Here is a 23,199-nt window from a genome sequence, read left to right on the forward strand (position 1 = left end):
TGGGTCCGCGGGCAACGTGTTCCGACGTCAGATGGGCACCGAGCGCGAGACCGGGTGGTTCGAGGACGACGGGAGCGACGAGAGTGAGCGCGTCGTCGCCCACGTCGACATGGACTGCTTCTACGCGGCCTGCGAGCGGTTGCGAGAGCCCGCACTGGAGGGCGAGCCGCTGGTCGTGGGCATGGGCTTCGAACCCGGTGAGACCATCGGTGCCGTCGCCACCGCCAGCTACGAGGCCCGCGAGTTCGGCGTCGAGAGCGCGATGGCCATCTCGGAGGCCCTCGATCGCCTCCCGCGGAAGGTCGACGCCGCGAGGGACCCGGACCTCGACGTCGAGGCGGCCGGCTTCTACCGGCCCGTCGACATGGAGTACTACGAGGACGTCAGTAGCGACGTCAAGGCCGTCCTCCGCGAGCGGGCCGACGTCGTCCGCGAGGTCAGCATCGACGAGGCGTACCTGGACGTGACCGACCGGGTCGGCTGGGACGGCGTCCGCGAGTGGGCGGCGGACCTGAAGGCGACCGTGGAGGCCGAGGCGGGCGTCGTCGCGAGCGTCGGCGTCGCCCCGACGATGAGCGCCGCCAAGGTGGCCAGCGACCGGGACAAGCCCGACGGGCTGGTCGTCGTCCGACCCGGCGAGGTCCGGGCGTTCTTCGCCGACCTGCCGGTCGAGGAGGTCCACGGCGTCGGCCCCGTCACGGCCGACGAACTGGGCGAGCTGGGCGTCGAGACCGCCGGCGATCTCGCGACGGCCGATCCGGACCGCCTCGCCGACCGCTTCGGGGAGCGCGGCCTGGAGATACGTCGGTTCGCACGCGGCGAGGACGACCGCGAGGTGACCCCGCGCGGCCGGCCCAAGAGCCTCTCGCGGGAGTCCGCCTTCGCCGAGCCGACCGACGACCGCGACGCGGTCCGGGACCGCGTCCGCTCGCTGGCCGACTCCGTGGCCGACCGCGCCGCGAGCAAGGACGTCCTCTACCAGACCATCGGGATCAAGGTCGTCACGCCGCCCTACGACGTGAACACGCGCGCCCACTCGCTCCCCGGTCCCGTCGAGGACCCGGGCCTGCTGGCGGAGGTGGCACTGGACCTCCTCGAGGAGTTCGACGGCGAGCGCGTCCGGAAAGCCGGCGTCCGCGTCTCGAAGCTCTCCTTCACCGAGGGCGAGCAGGCCAGCCTGACCGGCTGGGAAGGAGCGGGCGACGGGGCAGACGAGGCAGCGACTGGCGAGAAGGCGACCGACGACGAGAAGGGGGAGACGGACGAGTCCGACGCGGCCGCGGCATCGCTGGACCGCTGGTCGGACGGCGACGGCGACGACGCCGGCGGGGCGGCGGCCGGCGACAGCGAGTCCGACCGCGAGGGCCAGTCGACGCTCGGGGACTTCTGACCCGCCGCCCGCGGCTCTAGTCCAGCCCGTTCTCCAGGTTCTCCAGCAGTTTGCCGACGAACAGTCCCATCCGAGGCGAGAGGACGGCGTCCCCGGACGCCTCGGCGGGGCAGGCGGCCAGCGTCGCGACGAACCGCTCGCCGTGGGTCATCGTCCGCATCATGTCCACGACGTCCACGGTCAGCCCCTCGTCGGCGGTGACCTCCTCCGGATAGCGCCGCTTCTCGGCCGCGGTGTAGCTGATGGTCCAGGCCGGTCCGCCGACGCCCTCGATCACCTCGTCGAGCGACCCCACCTCGACGGCCCCGTCGCCGCTCTCGACGTAGACGGCCCCGCCCTCGACGAAGGTCCCGTAGCGCGGCATCACGTCCACATCAGCCGACCAATCGACGTCACCCGCCATAGCGTTTGTTCCGGTGGCCCTCCCCACGGAGCCCACGGGAACCCAGTAGTCGTGCCCAGTTGTCCATAGTGTTCGTGCTGGCCGATCAACGGGGACCTGTAACTGTACTAACCGGTCCCGCACGCATCGATTCGGCAGCTCTCCCCCCGCCGTTCAGTTATTTTTCACCGTGAAAAACACTTCTGTAAAAAGAGGTAGGGGAAGCTGTCGGTACGTCCGGGAGTCCGTCGCCCCAGGCGCGTGACGTGCGTCTGACGGAGAGTTATGGGCCGGGAGTGGCTCCAGTCGGACAACGAATGGCAGAGACCGAGGAAATCACCGTCGCGACGACGAGCGCCGGCGTGGGAGGGTCGGCCGAGCCCGGCCGGTCGGTCGACCTGCCGGTCGTGGAGCTGCTGACCGGCCGCGGCTTCGTGACCGGGAAGTCGGGGAGCGGGAAGTCCAACACCGCGTCGGTCATCGCCGAGAAACTCCTGGACAACGGCTTCGGCCTGCTCGTGGTCGACATCGACGGCGAGTACTACGGCCTCAAGGAGGAGTACGAGATCCTCCACGTCGGCGCCGACGAGGAGTGCGACATCCAGGTCACCGTCGAGCACGCCGAGAAGATCGCGTCGCTGGCGCTGGAGGAGAACGTCCCGATCATCCTCGACATCTCGTCGTTCCTCGACCTGGAGGAGGCCGAGGACCTCCTGACCGAGGTCGCGCGACACATGTTCGCGAAGGCCAAAAAGCAGAAGCAACCGTACCTGCTGCTCGTCGAGGAGTGTCACGAGTGGATGCCCGAGAAGGGCTCGATGGGCGAGGTCGGTCAGATGATGATCAAGATCGGCAAGCGCGGCCGCAAGCACGGCCTCGGGATGGTCGGGATCAGCCAGCGGCCGGCCGACGTCAAGAAGGACTACATCACGCAGTGCGACTGGCTCGTCTGGCACCGGCTGACCTGGAACAACGACACCAAGGTGGTCGGCCGGATCATCGACAATGAGTACGCCGACGCCGTCGAGGACTTAGACGACGGCGAGGCGTTCCTGATGACCGACTGGTCCGAGACGATCCGCCGGGTCCAGTTCCACCGCAAGCAGACCTTCGACGCCGGCGCCACGCCCGGCCTGGACGACTTCGAGCGCCCGGAACTGAAGTCCGTCAGCGAGGACCTCGTCTCCGAACTGACCGAGATCAGCGACGAGAAGGAGGAGACGGAGGACCGCATCAGGGAGCTCCGGGAGATGCTCGACGAGAAGAACTCCCGCATCGCCGAACTGGAGACGGAGTTGCAGGACGCGCGCGACCTCTCGCGGATGGCCGAGCAGTTCACGGAGGCGCTACTCGACCACGTCGAGGGGTACAACCCCGGTCGCACCGAGCAGGAGCGGATGCGCCAGCGCCGCCTCTCCGAGATCGAACCGGACGACGGTGCGACCGGCGGCGACCCGGCGGGCGCTCGCTCGAACGGCGACGCCGCGGCGACCGAGACCGGCGGTCCGCCGACTCCGGACGCGGACGGAGCGGAGATCGCACCGAACGCGCCCGCGGACCCCGACGCCGCGGCCGACGCGGAGGCGGCGATGGCGGCCGCGGCGAACGGGGCGACCACGGACGCCGCTGACGCCGCGGTCGACGACGCTTCGAACCCGGACGACGAAGTCGATGCGGGCGACGCGACCGGCGACGGAGAGGCTGCCGCGGACGCCGAACCCGCACGACCGGACGAGACCAACACCGACGCGGACCCCGCCGACCGGACCTCCGGCGGCGGCCTCGGAGACGCCTTCGGAAACTTCGCCGAGGACGGGCCCGCCATCGCCGGCGGGGCGGACGGCGGTCCGTCGGGCGACGGCGACGGCGGAGCGGCCGCCGAGTCCGGCGGGGAGCCGACCGTGGCCGCGATCGTCGGGGGCGACGCCGGTGCCGAGTCGAGCGCGACGGCCTCGGTCGCGGACGACGGGGTCGCGGCCGACGGCTTCGACGCCTCCGAGCACGTCGACGAGGACGGCGCGGTCGAGCGCCACGTCATCGACCTGATCACGGAGGTCAAGGAGATGAACGTCACCGCCCGGCGGATGCTGGCCTATTACGTCGAGCAGGGGCCGGACACGCCGCTGAACGCTCACTTCTCGGTGGGGGGCTCCGGCGACCGCACCGGCGCGTACTCGAACAACCGGGAACTGCGGCTGTCGGGCTTCGTCGAGCACGTCGGCCGCGGCCAGTACGACGCGCGGCTGCCCGACCTCGTCCGCGAGGGCGTCGACCGCACGCTGGAGCCCGACCGGGTCGAGCGGATGGTCGGACGCCTGGAGCGTGTGATCACCGGAGAGTAACCGTCGCAGAAGCGATTCCTCTTACAGCGGTTCGACCAGGTCCTCCAGCGCCGCCCGCGGATCGTCGGCCTTGGCGACCCCGCTGGCCAGGAGGACGCCGGAGGCCCCGAGGTCGCCGGCGGCGACGACGTCGTCGCCCGTGGAGATGCCGGCGCCGCAGAGCACGTCCACGTCCTCGTCGACAGCCGCGGCGGCCTCGACAGCACCGGTGACGACGTCGGGGTCGGCCTGGCTGACGGGCGTGCCCGTGCCGATCAGCTCCGGCGGCTCGACGGCGACGGCGTCCGGGCCGAGCGCCGCGGCGGCGGCGATCTGGTCTGGGTTGTTCGCGCAGACGATGGTCTCCAGGTCGGTCCGCTCGGCCGCCTCCAGCGAGGCGTCGATGTCCGCGAGCTTCAGCCGGTTCTCGGAGTGGTTGAGCAGCGTGCCGACGGCACCCGCGTCCGCGGCGGCCTCGGCGAGCGTGCTGCCGGTGTGGCTGCCGTGCTCGACGGGGCTGACGTGCTGGGCCCACGTCTCGACGCCCGTCTCGGCGACGGCGTCGATGTGGGCGGCCTGGGGCGCGACGGCGACTCTGACGCCGGACGCCTCGCTGACCTCGCGCGCGGCCTCGGCGACCTCGATCGGATCACACGGATACGCCTTCAGGTTGACGAGAACGAACATACCCGGGACACCGAACGGCTCCGCTATATACGTTGTGCGACGAGACCGATCCGTCAGCGAGGGGACCGGTACCGCGCGACGCGACGGCCGGGCGTTCGGCACCGCGAGGCGTCGCTAGCGACGCGAAGTCGCGGCCGACCGTAGCGCGATGAGAGTCCCGTCAGCTCCGGATCGGCGATCCGCAACTCGCCGTCGAGCAACGCCCCACCAGCGCGAGACGTGCGAAGGAGCGTCAGTCCTTGCGCTTGACGACGTCGCCGAGCGTGTACTCGCCGCTGGAGGAGCCCCCGCTCCACTCGGCGTCCTCGTCGCCGCTGCCGCCGGCGCTGAGTTCGACCCCGAGAGCGTTCTCCAGCTTCTCCTGGACGTCGTCGCTGGGGAGCATGTCGCCCTGTTCGAGCTTGCGGATCAGGCTGGCCTTCTCGTTGAGCTGGTCGGCCAGGTCCTCCTGGCTGAGACCCTCGGACTCGCGGGCCTGCCGGATCCGGTCGTCGTAGTCCTGGACGATCTCGTCCATCTCGTCGAACATGTCCCGGCGGCGACCGCCACCGGAGCCGCTGGACCCACCCGTGGAACCGCCCGAGGAGCCCCCGGAGCTACCCCCGCCGCTCCCCGAGGAGCTGCTGGTGGAGTACTTCGTCGAGGTGCTCGACGCGTCCTCCGTGCGGACCTCCGTACCGAACTCGGTGCACTCGTCGCAGACGTCCAGTTCCGCGCCTTCGATCTTGACCCGGTTCGGGGAGGCGACGTCCGTCCCGCACATCTCACACTGAACCATGTGCGCGCGTTCGGTGCCGCCGGGTATAAAACGCACGCCGTCAGGGAAGTGCCCGCATCGAGTAGTAGAACCGCTGGAGGGCGGTGAAGTGGCCGACGACCGCGAGGAAGACGAGCAGCCAGCCGACGGGGCCGAGGCCGTAGGCGAGGGCGCCGACGAACGGCGCGACGAACGCGGTCAGGCCGATCAGCGCCAGGCGGTCGGCGCGGCCGACGACGCCGCCGTACACCCGGTCGAGGTCGACGGCCTGGGCCTGGGTGCCGAGGTAGGAGGTCATCAGCACGCCCGTCACCGCGGCCAGGCCGAGGTCGTAGCGGGCGATGCCGGCCGCCAGGCCGACGAGCATCACGATGTCGGCGTACCGGTCGAGCACGTGGTCGAGCAGGTCGCCCGCCCGCGAGGAGGTCGACGTCTCGCGCGCGAGCGCGCCGTCCAGCAGGTCCAGCCAGCCGTTCAGGAAGACGAGGGCCGCGCCCGCGAGGTACCACGACGGGTCGGCGCCGCCCAGGTAGAAGGCCGTCCCGGCCCCGACGGCCATCAGGAACGCCACGACGCTGATCCCGTCCGGCGTGAGTCCGATCCTGGCGGCGGCGCCGACGAAGGGATCGAGCATGCGGTCCGCGAGGGGCCTGAGTCTGTCCAGCGTCATATCCAGTCCACGAACGAGACCTCGCCGGCGCTCGGTTCGCGCTCCCCGTCGATCACGGCCGCGATCTCGGCGGCGACGGCGTCGGGGTCGCGGTCCGTCGTGTCGACCTCGTAGACGGCGTCGCGGCCGTGGCGCTCGACGGCCGCCGAGAGGATCACGTCCAGCGCCTCGCTCTCGGCGTTCTCCAGCGCCTTCTCCTCCGGTTCGCCTCGATCGGTGATGCGGTCGACGACGGCGTCGGGGTGGGCTCGCAGGACGACGACGCGGTCGGCGTCGAAGTTGTGCGCGAGGTGGGAGTCGACGACGGCGTCGTCGCGGCCGTCGAGCCACTCCGCGACGGCCTCCATGTCGGCGACGAGGCTGTCGCGCTCCTCGTCGACGCCCTCCGAGAGGCCCTCCTCGCGGATGACGTCGTTGAGGTGGATCACGTCGAGGTCGGTCTCGAGGCGCTCGGTCGCCGTCGTCTTCCCCGTTCCGGGGGTGCCCGTCACCGCGACGCGCATCAGGATCGCACCTCCGTCGCTCGCGTCGCCGTCATCCGTCGACCACCCCGTTGAGCACGTCGACCGCGCGGCGGGCGTCCTCGCGCGTGCCGCAGGTGACGCGGACGCACTCCGGCAGGCCGAAGCTGGAGCAGTCCCGGACGATGACGCCCTCGCGCTGGGCCGCGTCGGCGACGGCCGCGGCGTCGCCCACCTCGGCGAGGACAAAGTTGCCCCCGCTCTCCCACGTACGGGCGTCGAGGTTCTCGCGGTAGTACTCGCGCGCCCAGCGGGCGGTCTTGACGGTCTCCTCGACGTGCTCGTCGTCCTCCAGCGCGGCGAGGCCGGCGCGGCAGGCCAACTCGCTCGCGGCGAACGGCGTGTTGATGCGAGCGTAGGCGTCGGCCCACTCCTCGGGGACGACGGCGTAGCCCAGGCGGACGCCGGCCAGGCCGTAGAGCTTCGAGAACGTCTGCAGGAGGGCCACGTCGTCGCGCTCGGAGAGCAGCGGGCGCTTGCTCGGCCGCTCGGTGAAGGCGCCGTAGGCCTCGTCGACGACGATCAGGGTCTCCTCGTCGGTCTCCTCGGCGAGCCGCTCGACCTCCTCGGTCGGCATCTCCGAGCCCGTGGGGTTGTGCGGGCTCGTGACGTAGACGATGCGCTCGCCGTCGTAGTCCGCGAGGACGGTCTCGGCGGTCTGGGCGAAGTCGTCGTCCTTCGAGAGGGCGTACTCCCGGACGGTGCCGTGGTGGTACCGCGCGCTCATCGGGTAGTAGGCGAAGCCCGGGTCGGGCACGAGCACCGGGTCGCCCGGTTCGAGCATCGCCCGCGCGAGGTAGTCCAGCGCGCCGTCGCCGCCGTTGGCGAGCCAGATCTGCTCGTCGTCGACGTCCCATTCGCCGGCGAGGGCCGCCGTGAGATCCGCGTGGGAGGCCTTCGGGTAGGAGTGCATGGCGGCCGCGGACTCGCGGATGGCCTCGACGGCGCGCGGGCTGGGGCCGAACATGTTCTCGTTCGACGAGAGCTTCACGAGGTCGTCCGGGTCCAGACCGAGGTCCCGGGCGACCTCCTCGATCCCCCGCCCCGCCCGGTAGACGGCGTGGTCGGAGAGGTCCCGTGGTTGCATGGGCGGAGGAAGCAGACCCCGACGCTTAAACGTGACCACACGTGGGCACGGGCTCACACACACTCGTGCCCCGGTCCGCGGACCTCAGCGGCTGACGGGGTTCGCGACGTGGACGTACCGCACGCGGACGCCGACGTCGAGGTCCGTGCCGTCGGTCACGGCCTCGCCCACCTCCTCGGCGAGTTGCGGGTAGTGTTCGCCCGGCGGGACGCCGAGTTCCACGACGACGCGCTGTGGCGGATGCGTCACGGCCGTCGGTTTCTTGACGACCCTGACGCTCCGGACCGTGACGTCCTCGTACCGCGAGTCGTCGATCGCCCGACGCACGTCGTCGTCGACCTGCGTCTCCAGTTGCGATCCCTGGATCTTCGAGTTCGTGGTCACGAACAGGGGCACGGACACGGCGAGGATCGCCAGCAGCAGGACCGTCGACCGCTTGAGCAGCGTCCTGCGCGTCTCCTCGATACCCAGCCACGTCGGCGGCCGGTACCCGAGGTACCAGAACACGCCCAGGCCGGCGAGGTTGATGGCGAGTACGTTCACGACGACGAGGATGCCGGCGTCGATGGCGACGACCGGGAGGTCCCAGGCGATGCCGATCCCCGCCGTGGCCGCCGGGGGCACGAGCGCGGCGGCGATCATCACGCCGATGATGGCGTTCTTGGTACGCGTCGCGAGGCTCAGTACGCCCGCCGCGCCGGCCGCGAGCGCGAGGATCAGCGACAGGATGTCCGGAGACAGCCGCGACGCGATCTGCGCCGTGTTCGCGACGGCTTTGCCCGGCGGGGCGATCGAGGTGATCCGGAGGAGCCACGCGAACACCGACGCGCTCGCCACCGCGGCTAGCACGCCCCCGACCTGGTAGACCACGCCCTTTCGGAACAGCGACTGATCGTCGACGACGGTGCCCACGGTCGAACTCAGCGCCGGCCCGAGAAGCGGCGCGATGACCATGGCGCCGATGATGGCCGCCGCCGAGTCGAGGATCAGCCCCACCGTCGCGACGAGCGCGCTCAGGACGGTCATCTGGACGAACGAGTAGGGGTCCATTATCTGGTTCGCCGCCTGCGTCTGCAGTTCGGCGTCGGCGATCCGCGCGTGGTGGCCGACGTGCGATTCGGAGACATGATCGCGCCAGATTTCCGTCAGGAGGTCCGTCTCGACGTCGACGATGACGCCGTGGTCCTCGGCCCGCAGGCCGGCCTCGTAGAGCCGGTGGAGGACCGGCTCGAGGGCGGGCGTCTCGACGGAGAAGTGGACGATCGTGTCGTACCCTTTCCCGCTCGTCTCGCGGATAGTGTAGTAGTCGATCCCCTCGTCGTCCAGCGTCCGCTTGACGGCCGGAACGACGTCCGATGGGAGAGCGAGTTCGACGAGGCGCATTGGCCGAAGTTGTCACGTGTGAAACTTATAGAGGTCGCCGCTCCGGTCGAGACAGCGGCGTGTCCGGCGTTGCGATCCCAGTGTGCATCCAGTCCGTGCCGGGACGTCCTCCCGACGAAGCGCCCGGTCGTTCGGCGGGAAGCGATCCTCCCGGGCGACGGATAGAACCGGCCGGAAAGCCGCTGTTACCGCTTCCTCTGCGGGCCGAGCCCGGGCTCTGCGAGCGGAAGCCGACCGACTCGTTCTCGGGCCAGTAGCCTCTGGTTACGGACGTTACGGGCCGGGAACCGTCTATCACGGGTCCGATATCGGCTCTATTCTTTCAACGACGCGCGGCGAAGGGTCGGTCATGGGAGACATCGACGTGGCGATCGGCGTCGACGTGGACGCCGTCGCCGGATGGCTCGGTTCGTACGGCGGCGAGGACTCGCGGGCAGACCTCTCGCGGGGGCTCTCGGCCGGCAACGAGGGCGTCCCGCGGATGCTCACCGTCTTCGAGAACGAGGGGATCGACACCTCGTGGTACGTGCCGGGACACACCCTGGAGACGTTCCGCGAGGAGATCCAGGCCGTCGCCGACGCCGGTCACGAGCTCGGGATCCACGGGTACTCCCACGAGAACCCGAGCGACCTCTCGCGCGAGCAGGAGGCCGCCATCATCGAGGCCTCGATAGAGCTGATCGAGGACGTGACCGGGGAGCGACCGGTCGGCCACCGCGCCAGCTGGTGGGAGTTCAGCGAGAACACGGCCGACCTGCTCGACGAGTACGACTTCCTCTACGACAGCAGCCTCATGGAGAGCGAGTTCGAGCCCCGGCAGGTACGGACGGGCGACAGCTGGGAGAAGATCGACTACGACGCCGAGGCCGAGAGCTGGATGGAACCGTACGAGTACGGCGAGGAACTCGACGTCGTCGAGGTACCGATCAGCTGGTACCGCGACGACATCCCTCCGATGCTGTTCATCAAGCACCCCTACTACAACACCGGGTACGCCGACCCCGAGACGATGCACGAGAAGTACTACAAGGCCCAGTTCGACTACCTCTACGACCGCCGCGGGGCCGGGGTCTACACGCTCACCATCCACCCCGACGTCTACGGGAAGCCCCACATGATCCCCCTGTTGGAAGACTTCATCCGGTACGTCAAGGACCACGACCGCGCCGAGTTCAAAACGGTCGAGGACGTCGCCCGGAAGTACCAGGAGGACCCGTCGGTGTACGAGCCCGAAGGCGAGTTCGTCTGAGCGGCCAGCGGCCGTCGGTGATCGGCCGCAGACGCTTGCAACGGTTCAGTCGTCCTCGAAGTGCGCCCGCAGCTCCTCGACGTCCGTCGTCTCGCCGAGCGCGAGGCGGAGCTTCAGCCGCGCCTTGTGAGCGGGCAGGTCGCCGGCGAAGATGGCGCCGTGGTCGCGGATCGTCTGTCCGCCCCCGGGCGTGCCGTAAATCGGCGCGACGGGGCCCTCGTAAGACCGCGAGGTCACGACGACGGGAACTCCCTCGTCGATAGCTGCTGCCACCGCGTCGCCGATGGGTCCCGTCGCGTTGCCGGCGCCCGTCGCCTCCAGCACGACGCCGTCGGCACCGCGCTCGACCGCGCGCTGGATCCCGCCGCCGTCGACTCCGACGGCGCTCTTGACCATCTCCACAGTCGGTTCTGCGTCCGCTTCCTCTCGACCTCCCTCAGCGTTCCCCCGGTCGACGGGAATCGACCCCGACCGGCTCCCCGGCTCGCGGTGGAAGCGGACGTCCTCGCGGGTGAACGACGCCACGGGCCCGGACTCCGGGGACGCGAAGCCCGCGAGTTTCCGGGTGTGGGCCTTCGTGACGCCCCGGGCGGCGTGGAGCTCCTCGTCGAAGGCGACGTAGACGCCGCCGGCGTCGCGGACCCGCTCGTCGGTCGCGGCGCGGACCGCGGTCAGCAGGTTGGCAGGGCCGTCCGAGCTCAACTCGTCGGCGGGGCGCTGGGCGCCCGTGAACACGACGGGCGCGTCGACGTCGAGCGTCAGGTCGAGGTAATAGGCCGACTCCTCCATCGTGTCGGTACCGTGGGTGACGACGATTCCGTCGGCCGCTCCGGCCGCGTCGCGCACGGCCCGCCGCACGTCCGCGAGCGTCTCGAAGTCCATCTCGAAGCTCGGGACCTGTGCGACCTGCTCGGTCGTCAACTTGGCATGCTCCCGGATCTCCGGCACGGCGTCGAGTAGCTCCTCGGCCGAGAGCGTCGGCGTCGCGCCCGCCTCGCCCTCCGTGGACGCGATGGTCCCGCCGGTTCCCAGAACAGTGATAGTGGGTGGCACGGAGGAGAGTTCGGACGGCGTCGCCTTATACTGCCGGCTGTAAGTTCGTAAAGATACTCGCCACCACGGGGGTGGCGAGTACTTTCGAAATGTTACAGCCGGCAGTATTAGTTGGGACGCCGGCCCCACTCTGGTCCCGCTGACCGAAACGTACAGGGCGACGCCACCGCTCGTCGCTGGTATGTCACCGACCGTCGGCGAACTCCGCAACGAGATCCGCCAGTCCGTGGACCGGTTCGAGCGCCCCGAGTCGACCGGGTTCACGAAGGAGAGCATCGCTGCCGTCTGCGAGGCGTTCGACCGGGACGTCGGGGACGGCCGCCTCCCGCCGAAGTCGGAGATGCGCGCCGCGATCCGGCAGGCGGTCGGCGGGCTGGACGACGACCCCGACGCCGCCGACCGGCCGTTCCGGAAGGCCGAGCTGGAGGCGATCGCGGCTGCGCTGGACGACAAGTGAGGAGCGTCGGCACGAACGATTCGCTCCGGGTCACGCGGAGAGCCGCTGTCTGACCGCGAAACCACACCATTTCAAGAGACGCCGGTCCTCAGACCCGGCCATGGATCCCGTTCTGGCTGGGGTGTACGCGGTACACCTGCTGTTCGCCGGTCTGTGGACCGGCAGCGTACTGTTCGTGACCTACGCCGTCCTCCCGACGGCCTACGACGGCGACGCCGAGCCCGGGCCGCTCCTGCGGATGACGGGGAAGCTCACCACGATCTCGCGGGCCAGCGCCCTGCTGCTTCTGGTGACCGGTGGCCACCTGGCCGCGACCCGGTACGGCTTCGGCGCTCTGCTGGAGAGCGTCCGGGGGAACCTCGTCGTCGCCATGGTCGTCCTCTGGTTCGCGCTGGCCGGGCTGGTCGAGGTCGGCGCGAGCCGGCTCCGGGACGGCTTCGAGGCCGAGAAGGTTCGGACGCCGGCCCGGAACGCCCGGACGCTGTTCCTCGCCGCGTCGGTCGTCGCGGTCCTGCTGCTGCTCGACGCCGGCATCATCCTCGGGGTGTAGGGCGGCGTCGCCGGCATGCCATCGCTTTTCCGGAACCGCAGCCCCCAAAGCCGCGCGTACCCGATGGGCGGCCGTGACCGAGGGCCACGTCAACGCCGGCTTCGAGCGGCTGTTCGGGACGGACGATCTCACGTTCGGCGTCGGGTTCCCGCTGACCGAGTCCCGGGAGTCCCGGCCGCCGGTCGGCGAGGAGATGGACCTCGCCGCCCGCGCGGAGGCGCTGGGCTACGACGCGCTGTGGGCGCGGGACGTCCCGCTGTACTGGCCGCGCTTCGGCGACGCCGGGCAGACCTTCGACCCCTGGACCTGGCTGAGCCACGCCGCGGCGCACACCGACGAGATAGCCTTGGGCACCGCAAGCGTCGTCCTGCCGCTGCGGCACCCGCTCCACGTCGCCAAGGAGGCGGCGTCGCTGGACCGCATCTCCGAGGGTCGGTTCGTCATGGGCGTCGCGACGGGCGACCGCGACCCGGAGTTCGCCGCGTTCGACGTCGACGCCGAGGAGCGAGGCGAGCGCTTCCGCGAACACGTCGACCTCCTGCGGACGCTCTGGACCGATGAGTTCCCCGAGGCCGAGGGGTCGTGGGGGTCGCTCGACAGCGAGATGGACCTCGTCCCGAAGCCGACGGCGGAGACGATACCGATGCTCCCGACCGGCCACGCCCGCCAGGAAGTCGAGTGGATCGCCGAACACGGCGACGGCTGGTTCTTCTACCACCTCCCCGAGGACACGCTCGAATCGTACCTCGACGACTGGCGCGAGGCCGCGGGCGAGAAGCCCTACGCGACGGCCGTCCGGACCGAACTCGCCGACAACCCGGCGGCCGATCCGGAGCCGCTCCACCTCGGCTACCGCGCCGGCAGCGAGTGGTACGCCGACTACTTCCGCCGGCTGGACGACCTGGGCGTCGACCACGTCCTCGTCTCGACGTGGGGCGACGAACCGGAGCGGGAGCTGACCCGCTTCGCCGAAAACGTGATCGAGCGGGTCTGATCTCTGGTATTTACACCCGTCAGATGGTGGCAAATACCCTCTAAAGGTGGCTAATACCAGAAGTCAGAGCCGCTCGTCGAGGTGATCGGCGCACTGCAGCGCCAGCGCGGCGATGGTGAGCGTGGGGTTCATCGAGCCCGCCGTCGGGAAGACACTGGAGGAGGCGACCCAGAGGTTCGCGACGTCGTGGGTCCGCAGGCGGGGGTTCACGACGCTCTCCGCCGGATCGGTCCCCATCCGCGTGGTACCCATGTGGTGGAAGGCCGGGCCGGTCTCGTCCGGGCCGACCGTCCACTCGACGTCGGCTCCCAGTTCGCCGAGGACGGCGGTCTGGACCTCGTTCGCCCGCGCAAGCGTCCGCTTGACTCGCGGGCCCCACGACCACTGTATGTCCGGCACGGGGTTGCCGTGATCGTCGGTGGTGTCAGCGTCCAGCGTCACGCGGTTCTCCGGTCGGGGCGGCTGGCCCACGAGTCCGCCCATCGCGACGTGGTCGCCGTACGCGTCCCGGAGGTCAGAGAGGAGCGAGTCGCCCCAGTCGTCGGCGTCGACGGCCAGCTCGACCGGTGACGGGCCGGCGTAGTTGAGGAACTCCAGTTTGATCGGCGACAGCGGCTCGTCGCCGGCCGCCGGCACCACCGTCTCACCGTCGCGCTCGACGGCCTGCCCGGGGTCGTCGTAGAACTGGTGGGACTCGCTGGTGATGAACCCGACGTGGTTCTGGCGGGTCTCTCGGTCCAGCGTCCCGCCGGCGCCGGCGAAGAGGTGCTCCATGAAGTACCGTCCCACGGCCCCCGAGGAGTTGGCCAGCCCGTCGGGGTGGTCCGACGAGCGCGACAGCAGGAGGAGGCGCGGGATCTCGACGCCGCCTGCGGCGAGGACGAACTCGCGGGCGGGCTGGCGGTGCTCGTCGCCGTCGGGCGTGGCGTAGACGGCCGCCTCGACGCGCCCCTCGCCGTCGGTCTCCAGCCGCTGGACCGGGGCGCGGTCGACGACGCGGGCGCCCTCGTCCTCGGCCTTCTCGGCGTGGGTGTCCGCGCTGTACTTTGCGCCGGAGGGACAGACTGGCTGGCACGTGCCGTAGCCGACGCAGGCGCTCCGCCCGTCGTACCCCTCCGAGTTGCGGGCGTTGGGGACGGCGTGGGTCGCGATGCCCAGACGCTCGCACGCTTTCGCGAACAGCGAGTCGCTGTAGGAGGGCTCGAAGGCCGGCATCGGATGCGGCTCCTCCCGCGGCGGCGCGAAGGGGTTCTCCGAGGAGCCGGCGACCCCCAGCGCCCGCTCGGCCTCGGCGTAGTAGGGCCGCAGGTCCTCGTAGGAGAGCGGCCACGCCGGGTCGTCGTTGGGCAGGTCGCCGTCGAAGTCCGCCTCGTGCAGGCGCATCACCATCCCCTGCCAGTGCAGCGTCGACCCGCCGACGCCCTTCACCCGGGCGGCGTCGAGCGGGTAGAACCGATCGCCGGAGGCGGAGAAGGCGTCGCGCTCGCCGCCCATTCCCCAGACGCCGCCGCGGTCGGGTCTGATGGCGCGTTCCATGCGCCGTTCGCGCTCCTCTCGGTCGCCGTCGAACCGCGGCCCGGCCTCCAGCACCGTCACGTCGTAGCCGGCGCTGGCGAGCCGATGCGCCACGAGCGAGCCCGCCGGTCCCGCGCCCACGACGCAGACGTCCTGTCGCGGCGCGGGCGTCCTGTCGGCCATTCGGCCCGCGATTAGGCGAGCCTAAACTTATGGCTTGCCATGTGGGTGGCGAGCGGCAGCGCGGAAGAGAACGAGTCGAGCGTCAGGCGTAGCGGTCGGCGAACACCTGCTCACGCCGCAGCAATTCCTCGACGCCGTGGTCGAGCATCGCCACGCCGAGCGGACTGACGCGGTAGTAGGAGTACAGCCCGTCCCGGTCCGGCTCGGACCGCTTGCGGTTCTGCACGAGGCCGACATCGACCAGCTCGTCGAGGTGGTAGTGGAGGTTGTTCGCTTCGACGTCGAGCGTCTCACGTAGTTCCGTCGCGCTCAGGTCGCCGTTGCGGGCCAGCGTCCGGAGGATCCGGAACCGCGTCTCGTTGCCGATGGCGCGCTGCATCGCCAGGTAGTCCGCCAGATCGAGGACGCTGTCCTCGGGGAGGAGCGGATCCGGCGGTTCGGCACCCCGGCCTGCGTCGGTTGCGTCAACCATCGTTACTAATGGTTACTCTCCGTCACTACTTAGTCGTTGTTGAGTCAGCTTTCGCTGAAAACACCCGGATTTAAGTAGGAAGCGGCCGGGATTTCTACCATGCGCGACCGGCTGATAGAAACCCTCCCGCCGGTCAGGTACCGGCGATTCCTGATCTACCTGATGGGACCGTACAAGGCGTTCGACGTCGAGGACGTGGTACCCGAGGGCGCGGCCGAGGACACCCCGTTCTTGGACGGCACCCCGGACGAGGCCGGTGAGACCGAGGACGTCCAGGCACTGCTCGAACGGACGCGGGACCGGCTCAGAGAGGAGATCGGCGTCAACGCCTTTCTGGCGATCGACGCGGACATCCCGCTCGACGAGATGGACGCCGCGACCCAGAGTATCGAGTTCGCCCGGGCGAGCAACGTCGTCGCGCTCGTCGCGCCGCAGATCGGGAAGAACCTCGGCGTGGGGATCGAGACGGGGTCGGTGCTGGAGGGCATCGACGGCCAGCGCCAGGAGCGGGTCGTCTTCGTCCACGAGACGGGCGTCCGCAGCGCGATGATCGACAGCCTCGCTCGCCGCTGGGACGCGACCGTGGCGACCTACGACGACGAGGACGAGCTGGTCGATCGGCTCAGGACCTTCGTCGCACAGATCATGAACGCCGAACACACCGGCGAGCTAGAGCGGCTCGACGACTAGGGAATCCGGACGGTGTGTCGCAGCGTGCCGACGCCCTCGACCTCGATCTCGACCTCGTCGCCGTCGGTCAGCGGGCCGACGCCCTCCGGAGTGCCGGTGGCGATGACGTCGCCCGGCTCCAGCGTCATGTAGGCGGTGATCTCCTCGATCAGCTCGGGGATGGAGAAGATGAGGTTGTCGATGGACGAGGACTGCTTCGTCTCGCCGTTGACGCGGCTCTCGATGGTCGCGTCGTCCGGGAGGTGTTCCGGGGTGGCCACGAGCGGACCGATGGGCGCCGCGTTGTCGAAGGCCTTCCCGCGGACCCAGTTCTGCTCTTTCTCCTGGTCGTCGCGGTTCGAGAGGTCGTTGACGCAGGTGTAGCCAGCGATGACGTCCTCGGCGTTTTTGGCGCTGACGTTCTTGCACTGCTCGCCGATGACGACGCCGAGCTCGGCCTCGTAGTCGATCCGCTCCTTGTCGGCCAGCAACGTCACCGTCGAGTCGTGGCTGGCGACGGTGTTGGGCGGCTTCAGAAAGAGTAGCGGGCGGTCGGGGACGTCGTTGCCCATCTCGTCGGCGTGGTCGGCGTAGTTCCGGCCGATGCAGACGATCTTGGTGGGTTCGCAGGGCGGGAGGATGTCGACCTCCTCGGGGGCGTAGGACTCGTCGCCGAAGGCGATGCGGCCGTAGGGACCGGCCGCAGCGGTGACCACCGGCTCGCCGTCCTCGACGGTCCACCGGCCACCTCGGACGTTCCCGGCGGAGTCCCGGAATCGGACGCGTTTCATGGACCGGGAATCACGTTGCGCCCTGATAAGCGTTTACAAGGGCGGGAGCGTTCGCGTCGGGTGGTTCGACGCGCGTCTCTCCCCAGTTCGTCGTCCGTCTCGCACTGTCTCCGGCCGAACCGGCCAGAGCGTTCGAGTCGACGCATCGAACCGCTTTTGAGCGGGCGAGGGCTACCCCGGCGCAATGAGACTGCTCGTCGTCGGTGCGGGGGCGATGGGACGGTGGTTCGCCGAGTCCGCGGCGGGCGAGGAGGACGAGGTGGCGTTCGCCGACGCCGACCCCGACGCGGCGAGGGAAGCCGCCGAGGCCGTCGGCGGCCGCACTGTCGACGCGCCGGTCGAGGAGACGTTCGACCTCGTCTGCGTCGCCGTCCCGCTCCCGGCCGCGGCCGACGTGATCGCCGAGTACGCCGACGCCGCGGAGCGAGCGATCTGCGACGTGACGGGGAGCATGCGCGACCCGATCGCGGCCATGCGCGAGCACTGCCCGGACGGCGAGCGGGCGAGCCTCCACCCGCTGTTCGCCCCGGAAAACGCGCCGGGGGCCGTCGCCACCGTCGTCGACGAGTCCGGTCCGCTCACGGAGGCCGTCCGCGAGCGGCTGACCGACCGGGGCAACGAGACCTTCGAGACCACGCCCGCGGAGCACGACGAGGCGATGGAGACCGTCCAGGCGCGCGCCCACACGGCCGTCCTCGCGTTCGCCGTGGCCGCCGAGGAGGTGCCCGACGCGTTCCACACGCCCATCTCCGAGGGCCTGTTCGACCTGGTCGAGCAGGTCACCGGCGGCGAGGCTCGCGTCTATTCGGACATTCAGGCCGCCTTCGACGGGGCCGACGACGTGGCCGACGCCGCCCGGCGCATCGCCGACGCCGACCAGGAGGCGTTCGCGGAACTCTACGAGCAACTATGACCCCAGTCAACGACGAACGATGAACCCGGAGACCCGCGAGCGGATCAGGGACAACGCGAAGTACCTCCGGCAGGTCCGACCGATCGACCCCGAGGAGATCTACGAGTACGTCGAGGGCGAGCCCCACCCCGCGGTCGTGCGGCAGGTGCTCCGCGAGGAGGCCCCCGACCTCGGTCTGATCGAGCGGGAGGACGGTACGTTCGCCCCGGTCGAGGAGGGGCCGCTGTCGGTCGACTTCGACGGCGTCGACGCCCTCCCGGACGCCCACGCCAGGCGGCTGGAGGACCGCCTCGTCGCGGAGTTCGGCGCCGGCTGGCCCGAGGGCGAGAGCGGCGACCGCCTCCGCGAGCGCATCCGCGCCGTCAAGGAGCGGTACCTCCGCCAGCAGTCCGTCGATTACGACGACCTGACGGCGCTTTCCTACGCCGTCTACCACCTGCCGGACTACTACGCGGCGACCCAGTACGTGCTCGCCGACCTGGCCGCGGACGGCCTCCTGCCGAATCACCTCCGGGTGCTGGACGTCGGCGCGGGCGTCGGCGGCCCGGCGCTGGGGCTGATCGACCTCCTGCCCGAGGACGCGCTGGTCGAGTACGAGGCCGTCGAACCCGGAGCCGGCGCGGACGTCCTCGAAGCGATGCTCGACGAGACCGACACGAACGTCCACGCGTCGGTCCACCGCGAGGCGATCGAGGACTTCGAGCCCGGCGACGACGGCGAGTACGATCTGGTCCTGTTCGCGAACGTCCTGAGCGAACTCGACGACCCCGAGGCGGTCCTCCGCGAGTCGCTGGACTGGCTCGCCGAGGACGGCAGCGTCGTCGCGCTCGCGCCCGCGGACCGCAACACCGCCACGGGCCTCCGCGAGTACGAGCGCGCCGTCGCCGACCGCGGACCCGCGACCGTCTACGCGCCGACCGTCCGCCTGTGGCCCGGCGAGTCCCCCGACAGCGAGTCGTGGTCGTTCGACGTCAAGCCCGACCTCGACGTGCCGGGGTTCCAGCGCCGGCTGGACGAGGCAGCCACTGAATCAGACCACGAGGGCGACCGAGAGGAGCCCTCGGAATCAGCGAGCGGCCTTGACCAGAGCGAGCGGGAGCCGAGCGAAGCGAGGCGACACGCGAGCCGCGGGGACGGCGAGTTCGTCAACGTCGACGTCCAGTACGCCTACTCGGTCCTGCGGACCGACGGCCGGACCGGCATCGCCGCCCGCGGCGACCGCTCCCGGGTCGCCAGGATGGCCGACGCCGAGGACCTGGTGACCAACCGGGTCGACCTCATGGCGGTCAAACTGAGCCACGACCTCGCCGACGGCGGCAACCCGCTCTACTTGATCGGCGACGGCAGCCAGCAGGACGACTTCTTCGCCGTCCTCACAGAGGAGGACATTCTCAACGCCGACCTCCGGCGGGCCGACTACGGCGAACTCCTGTCCTTCGAGAACGCCCTCGTGCTGTGGAACGACGACGAGGGGGCCTACAACGTGGTCGTCGACGACGAGGCCGTCGTCGACCGCGTGCCGCCGTAGGGACGCCACGGCCCGGCAGCCGCCGTTCGGATCGCGACTGGCCGAACAACTCGGGCGGGACTCCGGAAGGGGCCGATCGGTCGCGGCCGCTGGCGAAGTTGAGCACCGCAGGGAGCGTAGCGACCGAGGAGCGCAGCGAGCCAGCGGCCGCGAGCGGGAGGGGGCTTCCGGGGGCATCGTCGGAGCGAGCGGTTGCAGCGACTGGACGAACGGAGACAGGAGAGCGAGACGTGCCTAGGCGGTGCGTTTTTTGCGCAGAGGGACCCAGACCCGCCATGGACGAGGAGCCGGTCATCCTGCTGACCAACGACGACGGCATCGAGAGCGTCGGCTTCCGCGCCCTCTACGACGCCCTCGAGGAGGTGGGCGACGTCACCGCGGTCGCACCGATGTCCGACCAGAGCGCGGTTGGGCGGGCCATCTCCAGCGAGGTGGCCGTCCGGGAGTACGACCTGGGGTACGCCGTCGAGGGCACGCCGGCGGACTGCGTGGTCGCGGGCGTCGAGTCGCTGGTCCCGGACGTCGACCTCGTGGTGGCGGGGTGCAACCGCGGGGCCAACCTCGGCGCGTACGTGCTGGGGCGCTCGGGCACCGTCAGCGCGGCCGTCGAGGCGACGTTCTTCGACGTGCCGGCCATCGCCGTCTCGATGTACATCCCGGTCCGGGAAGACGCGGCCTTCGCGGAGGTTGAGGCCGACTACGAGAGCTACGCAGAGGCGACCGGGGCCGCCCGCTACCTCGCCGACGAGGCGCTTGGCGCGGGCGTCTTCGACTGCTGCGACTACCTCAACGTCAACGCGCCCGTCGCGGACTGGGGGCCGGCCGAGATGGTCGTCACCGAGCCCTCCCGGGTCTACCAGATGGACGCCGAGCGCGAGGGCGAGACGGTGACCTTGCACGACCGGATCTGGGAGCGGATGGCCGAAGGCGACATCCCGGATCCGGAGGGGACCGACCGGCGTGCCGTGGTCGACGGCAAGGTGAGCGTCTCGCCGCTGACCGCGCCCCACTCCTGTCAACATCACGACGCGCTGGACGAACTCGCGGACGGCTACGGGGCGGACTGAGCGACCGGTATCGGGCCGGTTAAGGGTCCCGGGCGGCCACGGCACGCTGTCATCCGATGCGATTCAGGAACGCGATCTGCTTCGTCGCGCTGGCGATCGCCTGGGGTAGCGCCTTCACCGCAATCAAGGTCGGGCTGGAGTTCTTCCCGCCGGTGCTGTTCGCCGCCTTCCGCTACGATCTGGCCGGCGTGCTCGTGCTGGCCTACGCCGCCGTCGCCACGGACCGCTGGCGACCCCGGACGAGCGACGAGTGGCTGGAGGTGGCGATCGGCGGCGCGTTCATGATCGCGGCCTACCACGCGCTGCTGTTCGTCGGCGAGCAGGAGACGACCAGCGCCGCGGCGGCCATCGTCGTCAGCCTCTCGCCGGTGCTCACCACGGGGTTCGCCCGCGCGTTCCTGCCCGAGGAGCGACTCACCGCGGTCGGTCTGGTCGGCCTCCTGATCGGGTTCGTCGGCGTGGGCGTCCTGAGCGATCCGGACCCGAACAACCTCCTGAACGAGCGGACCGTCTCGCTCTCGCTGGTCTTCCTCGCCGCGGCGGCCTTCGCCCTCGGGAGCGTCCTCACCCGGCGGGTCGAGACGGACCTGCCCATCGAGACGATGGAGGCGTGGTCGATGCTGCTGGGCGCCGGTCTGATGCACGGGATCAGCGTCGCCATGGCCGAGTCCGTCGCCGACGTCGAGTGGACCGCCGACGCGCTCCTGGCGCTGGGCTACCTCGCCGTCGTCGCGAGCGCCGTCGGGTTCCTGATCTACTTCGACCTGCTCGAACGGCTGGGACCGATCGAGATCAACCTCGTCTCCTACGCCGCGCCGGTCGTCGCGGCGGCGACCGGCCTCCTCTTCCTCGACGAGCGACCCACGATCGCCACTGCCGTCGGGTTCGCGCTGATCCTCGTCGGCTTCGTCCTCGTCAAGCGCGAGGCGCTGCGGGCGGAACTGACCGGGCTCCGCGTCACGGACGAGCGGGCGGAGTGAAGCGGTACCAGCGCCGACGCGGCGCCCGGCTCCCGGCGACGGGCGTTCGGCGCAAGGGTGATTCCCGTCCGTGACGCAGGACGAGACATGACGCAGACGGAGACCCTCGACGTGACCGGCATGTCCTGCGACGGCTGCGAGCAGAACGTCGTGAACGCCCTGGAGAGCACCGACGGCGTCGAGAGCGCCGAGGCCGACCACGAGTCGGGCACGGTGGAGGTCGTCCTAGGGGACGACGTCGACGACGAGACGCTGGAGAGCGCCGTCGACCATGCCGGCTACGAGGTCGTCGCCTGACCGCGTCCGACTGGTTCTCCCGCGGGGTCGCGTCGCCCGGCGGCTGTAGTAGAAATTGAACGCACTGACACACTCGAAGGGTCCCGGGGTCCCTTCGATGTGTAGATAGTGTCACGTTCTACTGTAGTCGAGGTCCAGCGACACCCGCTCGCCGGTCTCGGCGGCCTCGTAGGCGGCGTCGACGATGCGGAGGTCGGTGCAACCGGCCTCGCCGTCCGTCTCGCAGACGGTCCCGGCGAGCACACAGTGCGCGAAGTAGTCGAACTCCTCGCGGACCTCGTCGATCGCCGCGCCCGTGTACTGGGTGCGCGCGTCCCCTCGCTCGATGACGATCTCCTGGGCGACGGTCCCGCTGAACGGCTCGCGCAACAGGATCAGCCCGTCGGTCCCGAGCACCCGGAGGAAGTTGTCCCGCTGGGCGTCGAAACTGGCGGCGCAGGCGGCCGTCACGCCCGACGGGAACGTCACCAGGAAGCTGGCGTGCTCGTCCACCCGGTCGAACGGCGGGCCCGAGGAGTACGTCTCCGCCTGGACGGCGACGGGCTCGGTCCCGAGGAGGAAGCGGCTGGTGTTCAGCGGGTAGACCCCGAGGTCGATCAGCGCCCCGCCGCCGGCGATCTCCGGGTCGAGCCGCCAGGTGTTGGGGCCGACGTCCTCCAGCACCTTCGACGTGAACCCGGACTGAATCTGGACGGGCTCGCCGATGACGCCGTCCCGAACCGCCTCTCGCATCCGCCGCAGCGCCGGCTCGGTCCGCAGGCGGTAGGCGGTCATCAGGATAACGCCGGCGTCGTCGCAGGCCGCGACCATCCGCTCGCCGGACTCGGAGTCTGCGGCGAGGGGCTTCTCGCAGAGCACGTGCTTGCCGAACTCGGCCGCGGCGACGGCGTACTCGGCGTGGTAGGCGGGCGGCGTGGCGACGTAGACGGCGTCGTACTCGTCGGTCGCGTCCCCGTCGGTGAACGACTCGTAGTCGAGGACCGTCTCCGCGTTGAACTCGTCGGCCAGCGACGCGGCCTTGTCCGGCGACCCGCTGACGAGGACGCTCAGCTCGGTGAAGTCGCCGTCCCTGATCGCCGGCAGCGCGCGGTTCCGCGCGAACCCGCCGAGGCCGACGACCGCCATGCGGACGGTCCCCTCCTCGACGGTCTGCCAGTCGCGGCGAGTGAACTCCTCTCTGAAGTACTGGTCGACGTCGACCGTCATGTACGTACGGTTCGGACCGACCGAAGTCGGGCTTTCCTCCCGGTTAGTTGTCCGGTACCGTCCAGTTGCAGGGGTAA

24 protein-coding genes are annotated in these 23,199 nt (G+C 70.3%); 12 read left to right on the forward strand and 12 right to left on the reverse strand.

What is annotated here, in order from left to right; all coding sequences use genetic code 11:
- Nucleotides 1-31: 31 nt before the first annotated feature.
- Complete coding sequence (gene dinB / locus LCY71_RS16760) at nt 32-1,390, forward strand: DNA polymerase IV (RefSeq protein WP_225334285.1); 1,359 nt, start codon at nt 32-34, stop codon at nt 1,388-1,390.
- Between the two features lie 16 nt (nt 1,391-1,406).
- Here the strand turns inward: dinB and LCY71_RS16765 are convergent, their stop codons facing one another.
- Complete coding sequence (locus tag LCY71_RS16765; RefSeq protein WP_225334286.1) at nt 1,407-1,793, reverse strand: hypothetical protein; 387 nt, start codon at nt 1,791-1,793, stop codon at nt 1,407-1,409.
- Between the two features lie 296 nt (nt 1,794-2,089).
- On the opposite strand from LCY71_RS16765, the gene LCY71_RS16770 reads away from it, so the two are divergent.
- Nucleotides 2,090-4,114 carry a helicase HerA domain-containing protein gene (locus LCY71_RS16770; RefSeq protein WP_225334287.1) on the forward strand — a complete coding sequence of 675 codons (2,025 nt, stop codon included), beginning with the start codon at nt 2,090-2,092 and terminating at the stop codon, nt 4,112-4,114.
- Nucleotides 4,115-4,135: 21 nt separating this feature from the next.
- On the opposite strand, the gene tpiA is transcribed toward LCY71_RS16770, so the two are convergent.
- The 6 genes from tpiA to LCY71_RS16800 all read right to left on the reverse strand — a co-directional run bounded on the left by tpiA (nt 4,136) and on the right by LCY71_RS16800 (nt 9,198).
- Complete coding sequence (tpiA, locus tag LCY71_RS16775) at nt 4,136-4,780, reverse strand: triose-phosphate isomerase (RefSeq protein WP_225334288.1); 645 nt, start codon at nt 4,778-4,780, stop codon at nt 4,136-4,138.
- Between the two features lie 232 nt (nt 4,781-5,012).
- Nucleotides 5,013-5,558 (reverse strand): multiprotein bridging factor aMBF1, encoded by a 546-nt coding sequence (locus LCY71_RS16780; protein WP_225334289.1) that lies wholly within the window; start codon nt 5,556-5,558, stop codon nt 5,013-5,015.
- A 40-nt stretch (nt 5,559-5,598) separates the two neighbouring features.
- Nucleotides 5,599-6,207, reverse strand: a complete 609-nt coding sequence (locus LCY71_RS16785) for a CDP-alcohol phosphatidyltransferase family protein (RefSeq protein WP_225334290.1) — start codon at nt 6,205-6,207, stop codon at nt 5,599-5,601.
- Nucleotides 6,204-6,710 (reverse strand): adenylate kinase family protein, encoded by a 507-nt coding sequence (locus tag LCY71_RS16790; RefSeq protein ID WP_225334291.1) that lies wholly within the window; start codon nt 6,708-6,710, stop codon nt 6,204-6,206. The genes LCY71_RS16785 and LCY71_RS16790 overlap by 4 nt, the downstream gene beginning before the upstream one ends.
- A 31-nt stretch (nt 6,711-6,741) precedes the next feature.
- Nucleotides 6,742-7,815: a histidinol-phosphate transaminase gene (gene hisC, locus LCY71_RS16795; protein ID WP_225334292.1), complete on the reverse strand. Its 1,074-nt coding sequence runs from the start codon at nt 7,813-7,815 to the stop codon at nt 6,742-6,744.
- Nucleotides 7,816-7,899: 84 nt separating this feature from the next.
- Nucleotides 7,900-9,198 (reverse strand): TIGR00341 family protein, encoded by a 1,299-nt coding sequence (locus LCY71_RS16800; protein WP_225334293.1) that lies wholly within the window; start codon nt 9,196-9,198, stop codon nt 7,900-7,902.
- Nucleotides 9,199-9,547: 349 nt separating this feature from the next.
- Between LCY71_RS16800 and LCY71_RS16805 the strand changes: the two genes are divergently transcribed.
- A complete protein-coding gene (locus LCY71_RS16805; protein WP_225334294.1) occupies nt 9,548-10,447 on the forward strand; it encodes a polysaccharide deacetylase family protein in 900 nt (299 codons plus the stop codon).
- Between the two features lie 45 nt (nt 10,448-10,492).
- On the opposite strand, the gene LCY71_RS16810 is transcribed toward LCY71_RS16805, so the two are convergent.
- Nucleotides 10,493-11,500, reverse strand: coding sequence for an asparaginase (locus LCY71_RS16810; protein WP_225334295.1), 1,008 nt, complete (start codon nt 11,498-11,500; stop codon nt 10,493-10,495).
- Between the two features lie 181 nt (nt 11,501-11,681).
- Between LCY71_RS16810 and LCY71_RS16815 the strand changes: the two genes are divergently transcribed.
- The 3 genes from LCY71_RS16815 (at nt 11,682) to LCY71_RS16825 (ending at nt 13,501) form a co-directional block, all read left to right on the forward strand.
- A complete protein-coding gene (locus LCY71_RS16815) occupies nt 11,682-11,957 on the forward strand; it encodes a hypothetical protein (protein ID WP_225334296.1) in 276 nt (91 codons plus the stop codon).
- A gap of 100 nt (nt 11,958-12,057) precedes the next feature.
- Entirely contained in the window at nt 12,058-12,507 is a 450-nt protein-coding gene (locus tag LCY71_RS16820; RefSeq protein ID WP_225334297.1) for a CopD family protein, read from the forward strand.
- Nucleotides 12,508-12,580: 73 nt separating this feature from the next.
- Nucleotides 12,581-13,501 carry a TIGR03571 family LLM class oxidoreductase gene (locus LCY71_RS16825; protein ID WP_225334298.1) on the forward strand — a complete coding sequence of 307 codons (921 nt, stop codon included), beginning with the start codon at nt 12,581-12,583 and terminating at the stop codon, nt 13,499-13,501.
- A 63-nt stretch (nt 13,502-13,564) separates the two neighbouring features.
- Here LCY71_RS16825 and LCY71_RS16830 read toward each other — a convergent pair whose 3' ends face one another.
- The gene (locus LCY71_RS16830) at nt 13,565-15,199 is read right to left on the reverse strand and encodes a GMC family oxidoreductase (protein WP_225334299.1); all 1,635 of its coding nucleotides are present in this window, start codon (nt 15,197-15,199) and stop codon (nt 13,565-13,567) included.
- 82 nt (nt 15,200-15,281) lie between these two features.
- The gene (locus LCY71_RS16835; protein WP_225334300.1) at nt 15,282-15,671 is read right to left on the reverse strand and encodes an ArsR/SmtB family transcription factor; all 390 of its coding nucleotides are present in this window, start codon (nt 15,669-15,671) and stop codon (nt 15,282-15,284) included.
- A 99-nt stretch (nt 15,672-15,770) separates the two neighbouring features.
- Here LCY71_RS16835 and LCY71_RS16840 point away from each other — a divergent pair, with 99 nt between their 5' ends.
- Nucleotides 15,771-16,361, forward strand: coding sequence for a DUF7509 family protein (locus LCY71_RS16840; RefSeq protein WP_225334301.1), 591 nt, complete (start codon nt 15,771-15,773; stop codon nt 16,359-16,361).
- Here the strand turns inward: LCY71_RS16840 and LCY71_RS16845 are convergent.
- A complete protein-coding gene (locus LCY71_RS16845; RefSeq protein WP_225334302.1) occupies nt 16,358-17,131 on the reverse strand; it encodes a fumarylacetoacetate hydrolase family protein in 774 nt (257 codons plus the stop codon). The genes LCY71_RS16840 and LCY71_RS16845 overlap by 4 nt on opposite strands.
- Before the next feature lie 184 nt (nt 17,132-17,315).
- On the opposite strand from LCY71_RS16845, the gene LCY71_RS16850 reads away from it, so the two are divergent.
- The 5 genes from LCY71_RS16850 (at nt 17,316) to LCY71_RS16870 (ending at nt 21,916) form a co-directional block, all read left to right on the forward strand.
- A complete protein-coding gene (locus tag LCY71_RS16850) occupies nt 17,316-18,044 on the forward strand; it encodes a prephenate dehydrogenase/arogenate dehydrogenase family protein (protein ID WP_225334303.1) in 729 nt (242 codons plus the stop codon).
- A 19-nt stretch (nt 18,045-18,063) separates the two neighbouring features.
- Nucleotides 18,064-19,572: a small ribosomal subunit Rsm22 family protein gene (locus LCY71_RS16855; RefSeq protein ID WP_225334304.1), complete on the forward strand. Its 1,509-nt coding sequence runs from the start codon at nt 18,064-18,066 to the stop codon at nt 19,570-19,572.
- A gap of 275 nt (nt 19,573-19,847) precedes the next feature.
- Nucleotides 19,848-20,639, forward strand: coding sequence for a 5'/3'-nucleotidase SurE (surE, locus tag LCY71_RS16860; RefSeq protein ID WP_225334305.1), 792 nt, complete (start codon nt 19,848-19,850; stop codon nt 20,637-20,639).
- A 56-nt stretch (nt 20,640-20,695) separates the two neighbouring features.
- The gene (locus tag LCY71_RS16865) at nt 20,696-21,619 is read left to right on the forward strand and encodes a DMT family transporter (protein ID WP_225334306.1); all 924 of its coding nucleotides are present in this window, start codon (nt 20,696-20,698) and stop codon (nt 21,617-21,619) included.
- 87 nt (nt 21,620-21,706) lie between these two features.
- Nucleotides 21,707-21,916 carry a heavy-metal-associated domain-containing protein gene (locus tag LCY71_RS16870; protein ID WP_225334307.1) on the forward strand — a complete coding sequence of 70 codons (210 nt, stop codon included), beginning with the start codon at nt 21,707-21,709 and terminating at the stop codon, nt 21,914-21,916.
- Between the two features lie 111 nt (nt 21,917-22,027).
- On the opposite strand, the gene gfo6 is transcribed toward LCY71_RS16870, so the two are convergent.
- The gene (gene gfo6 / locus LCY71_RS16875) at nt 22,028-23,122 is read right to left on the reverse strand and encodes a D-xylose 1-dehydrogenase Gfo6 (RefSeq protein WP_225334308.1); all 1,095 of its coding nucleotides are present in this window, start codon (nt 23,120-23,122) and stop codon (nt 22,028-22,030) included.
- Nucleotides 23,123-23,199: the final 77 nt, after the last annotated feature.

The organism is Halomicrobium urmianum (assembly GCF_020217425.1).
GTDB classification, from domain to species: domain Archaea; phylum Halobacteriota; class Halobacteria; order Halobacteriales; family Haloarculaceae; genus Halomicrobium; species Halomicrobium urmianum.

Bases quoted from the DNA above. Each gene is read 5' to 3' on its own strand.
- dinB (WP_225334285.1), top strand. From the start codon at position 32: ATGGGCACCGAGCGCGAGACCGGGTGGTTCGAGGACGACGGGAGCGAC.
- LCY71_RS16765 (WP_225334286.1), bottom strand. From the start codon at position 1,793: ATGGCGGGTGACGTCGATTGGTCGGCTGATGTGGACGTGATGCCGCGC.
- LCY71_RS16770 (WP_225334287.1), top strand. From the start codon at position 2,090: ATGGCAGAGACCGAGGAAATCACCGTCGCGACGACGAGCGCCGGCGTG.
- tpiA (WP_225334288.1), bottom strand. From the start codon at position 4,780: ATGTTCGTTCTCGTCAACCTGAAGGCGTATCCGTGTGATCCGATCGAG.
- LCY71_RS16780 (WP_225334289.1), bottom strand. From the start codon at position 5,558: ATGGTTCAGTGTGAGATGTGCGGGACGGACGTCGCCTCCCCGAACCGG.
- LCY71_RS16785 (WP_225334290.1), bottom strand. From the start codon at position 6,207: ATGACGCTGGACAGACTCAGGCCCCTCGCGGACCGCATGCTCGATCCC.
- LCY71_RS16790 (WP_225334291.1), bottom strand. From the start codon at position 6,710: ATGCGCGTCGCGGTGACGGGCACCCCCGGAACGGGGAAGACGACGGCG.
- hisC (WP_225334292.1), bottom strand. From the start codon at position 7,815: ATGCAACCACGGGACCTCTCCGACCACGCCGTCTACCGGGCGGGGCGG.
- LCY71_RS16800 (WP_225334293.1), bottom strand. From the start codon at position 9,198: ATGCGCCTCGTCGAACTCGCTCTCCCATCGGACGTCGTTCCGGCCGTC.
- LCY71_RS16805 (WP_225334294.1), top strand. From the start codon at position 9,548: ATGGGAGACATCGACGTGGCGATCGGCGTCGACGTGGACGCCGTCGCC.
- LCY71_RS16815 (WP_225334296.1), top strand. From the start codon at position 11,682: ATGTCACCGACCGTCGGCGAACTCCGCAACGAGATCCGCCAGTCCGTG.
- LCY71_RS16820 (WP_225334297.1), top strand. From the start codon at position 12,058: ATGGATCCCGTTCTGGCTGGGGTGTACGCGGTACACCTGCTGTTCGCC.
- LCY71_RS16830 (WP_225334299.1), bottom strand. From the start codon at position 15,199: ATGGCCGACAGGACGCCCGCGCCGCGACAGGACGTCTGCGTCGTGGGC.
- LCY71_RS16835 (WP_225334300.1), bottom strand. From the start codon at position 15,671: ATGGTTGACGCAACCGACGCAGGCCGGGGTGCCGAACCGCCGGATCCG.
- LCY71_RS16840 (WP_225334301.1), top strand. From the start codon at position 15,771: ATGCGCGACCGGCTGATAGAAACCCTCCCGCCGGTCAGGTACCGGCGA.
- LCY71_RS16845 (WP_225334302.1), bottom strand. From the start codon at position 17,131: ATGAAACGCGTCCGATTCCGGGACTCCGCCGGGAACGTCCGAGGTGGC.
- LCY71_RS16850 (WP_225334303.1), top strand. From the start codon at position 17,316: ATGAGACTGCTCGTCGTCGGTGCGGGGGCGATGGGACGGTGGTTCGCC.
- LCY71_RS16855 (WP_225334304.1), top strand. From the start codon at position 18,064: ATGAACCCGGAGACCCGCGAGCGGATCAGGGACAACGCGAAGTACCTC.
- surE (WP_225334305.1), top strand. From the start codon at position 19,848: ATGGACGAGGAGCCGGTCATCCTGCTGACCAACGACGACGGCATCGAG.
- LCY71_RS16865 (WP_225334306.1), top strand. From the start codon at position 20,696: ATGCGATTCAGGAACGCGATCTGCTTCGTCGCGCTGGCGATCGCCTGG.
- LCY71_RS16870 (WP_225334307.1), top strand. From the start codon at position 21,707: ATGACGCAGACGGAGACCCTCGACGTGACCGGCATGTCCTGCGACGGC.
- gfo6 (WP_225334308.1), bottom strand. From the start codon at position 23,122: ATGACGGTCGACGTCGACCAGTACTTCAGAGAGGAGTTCACTCGCCGC.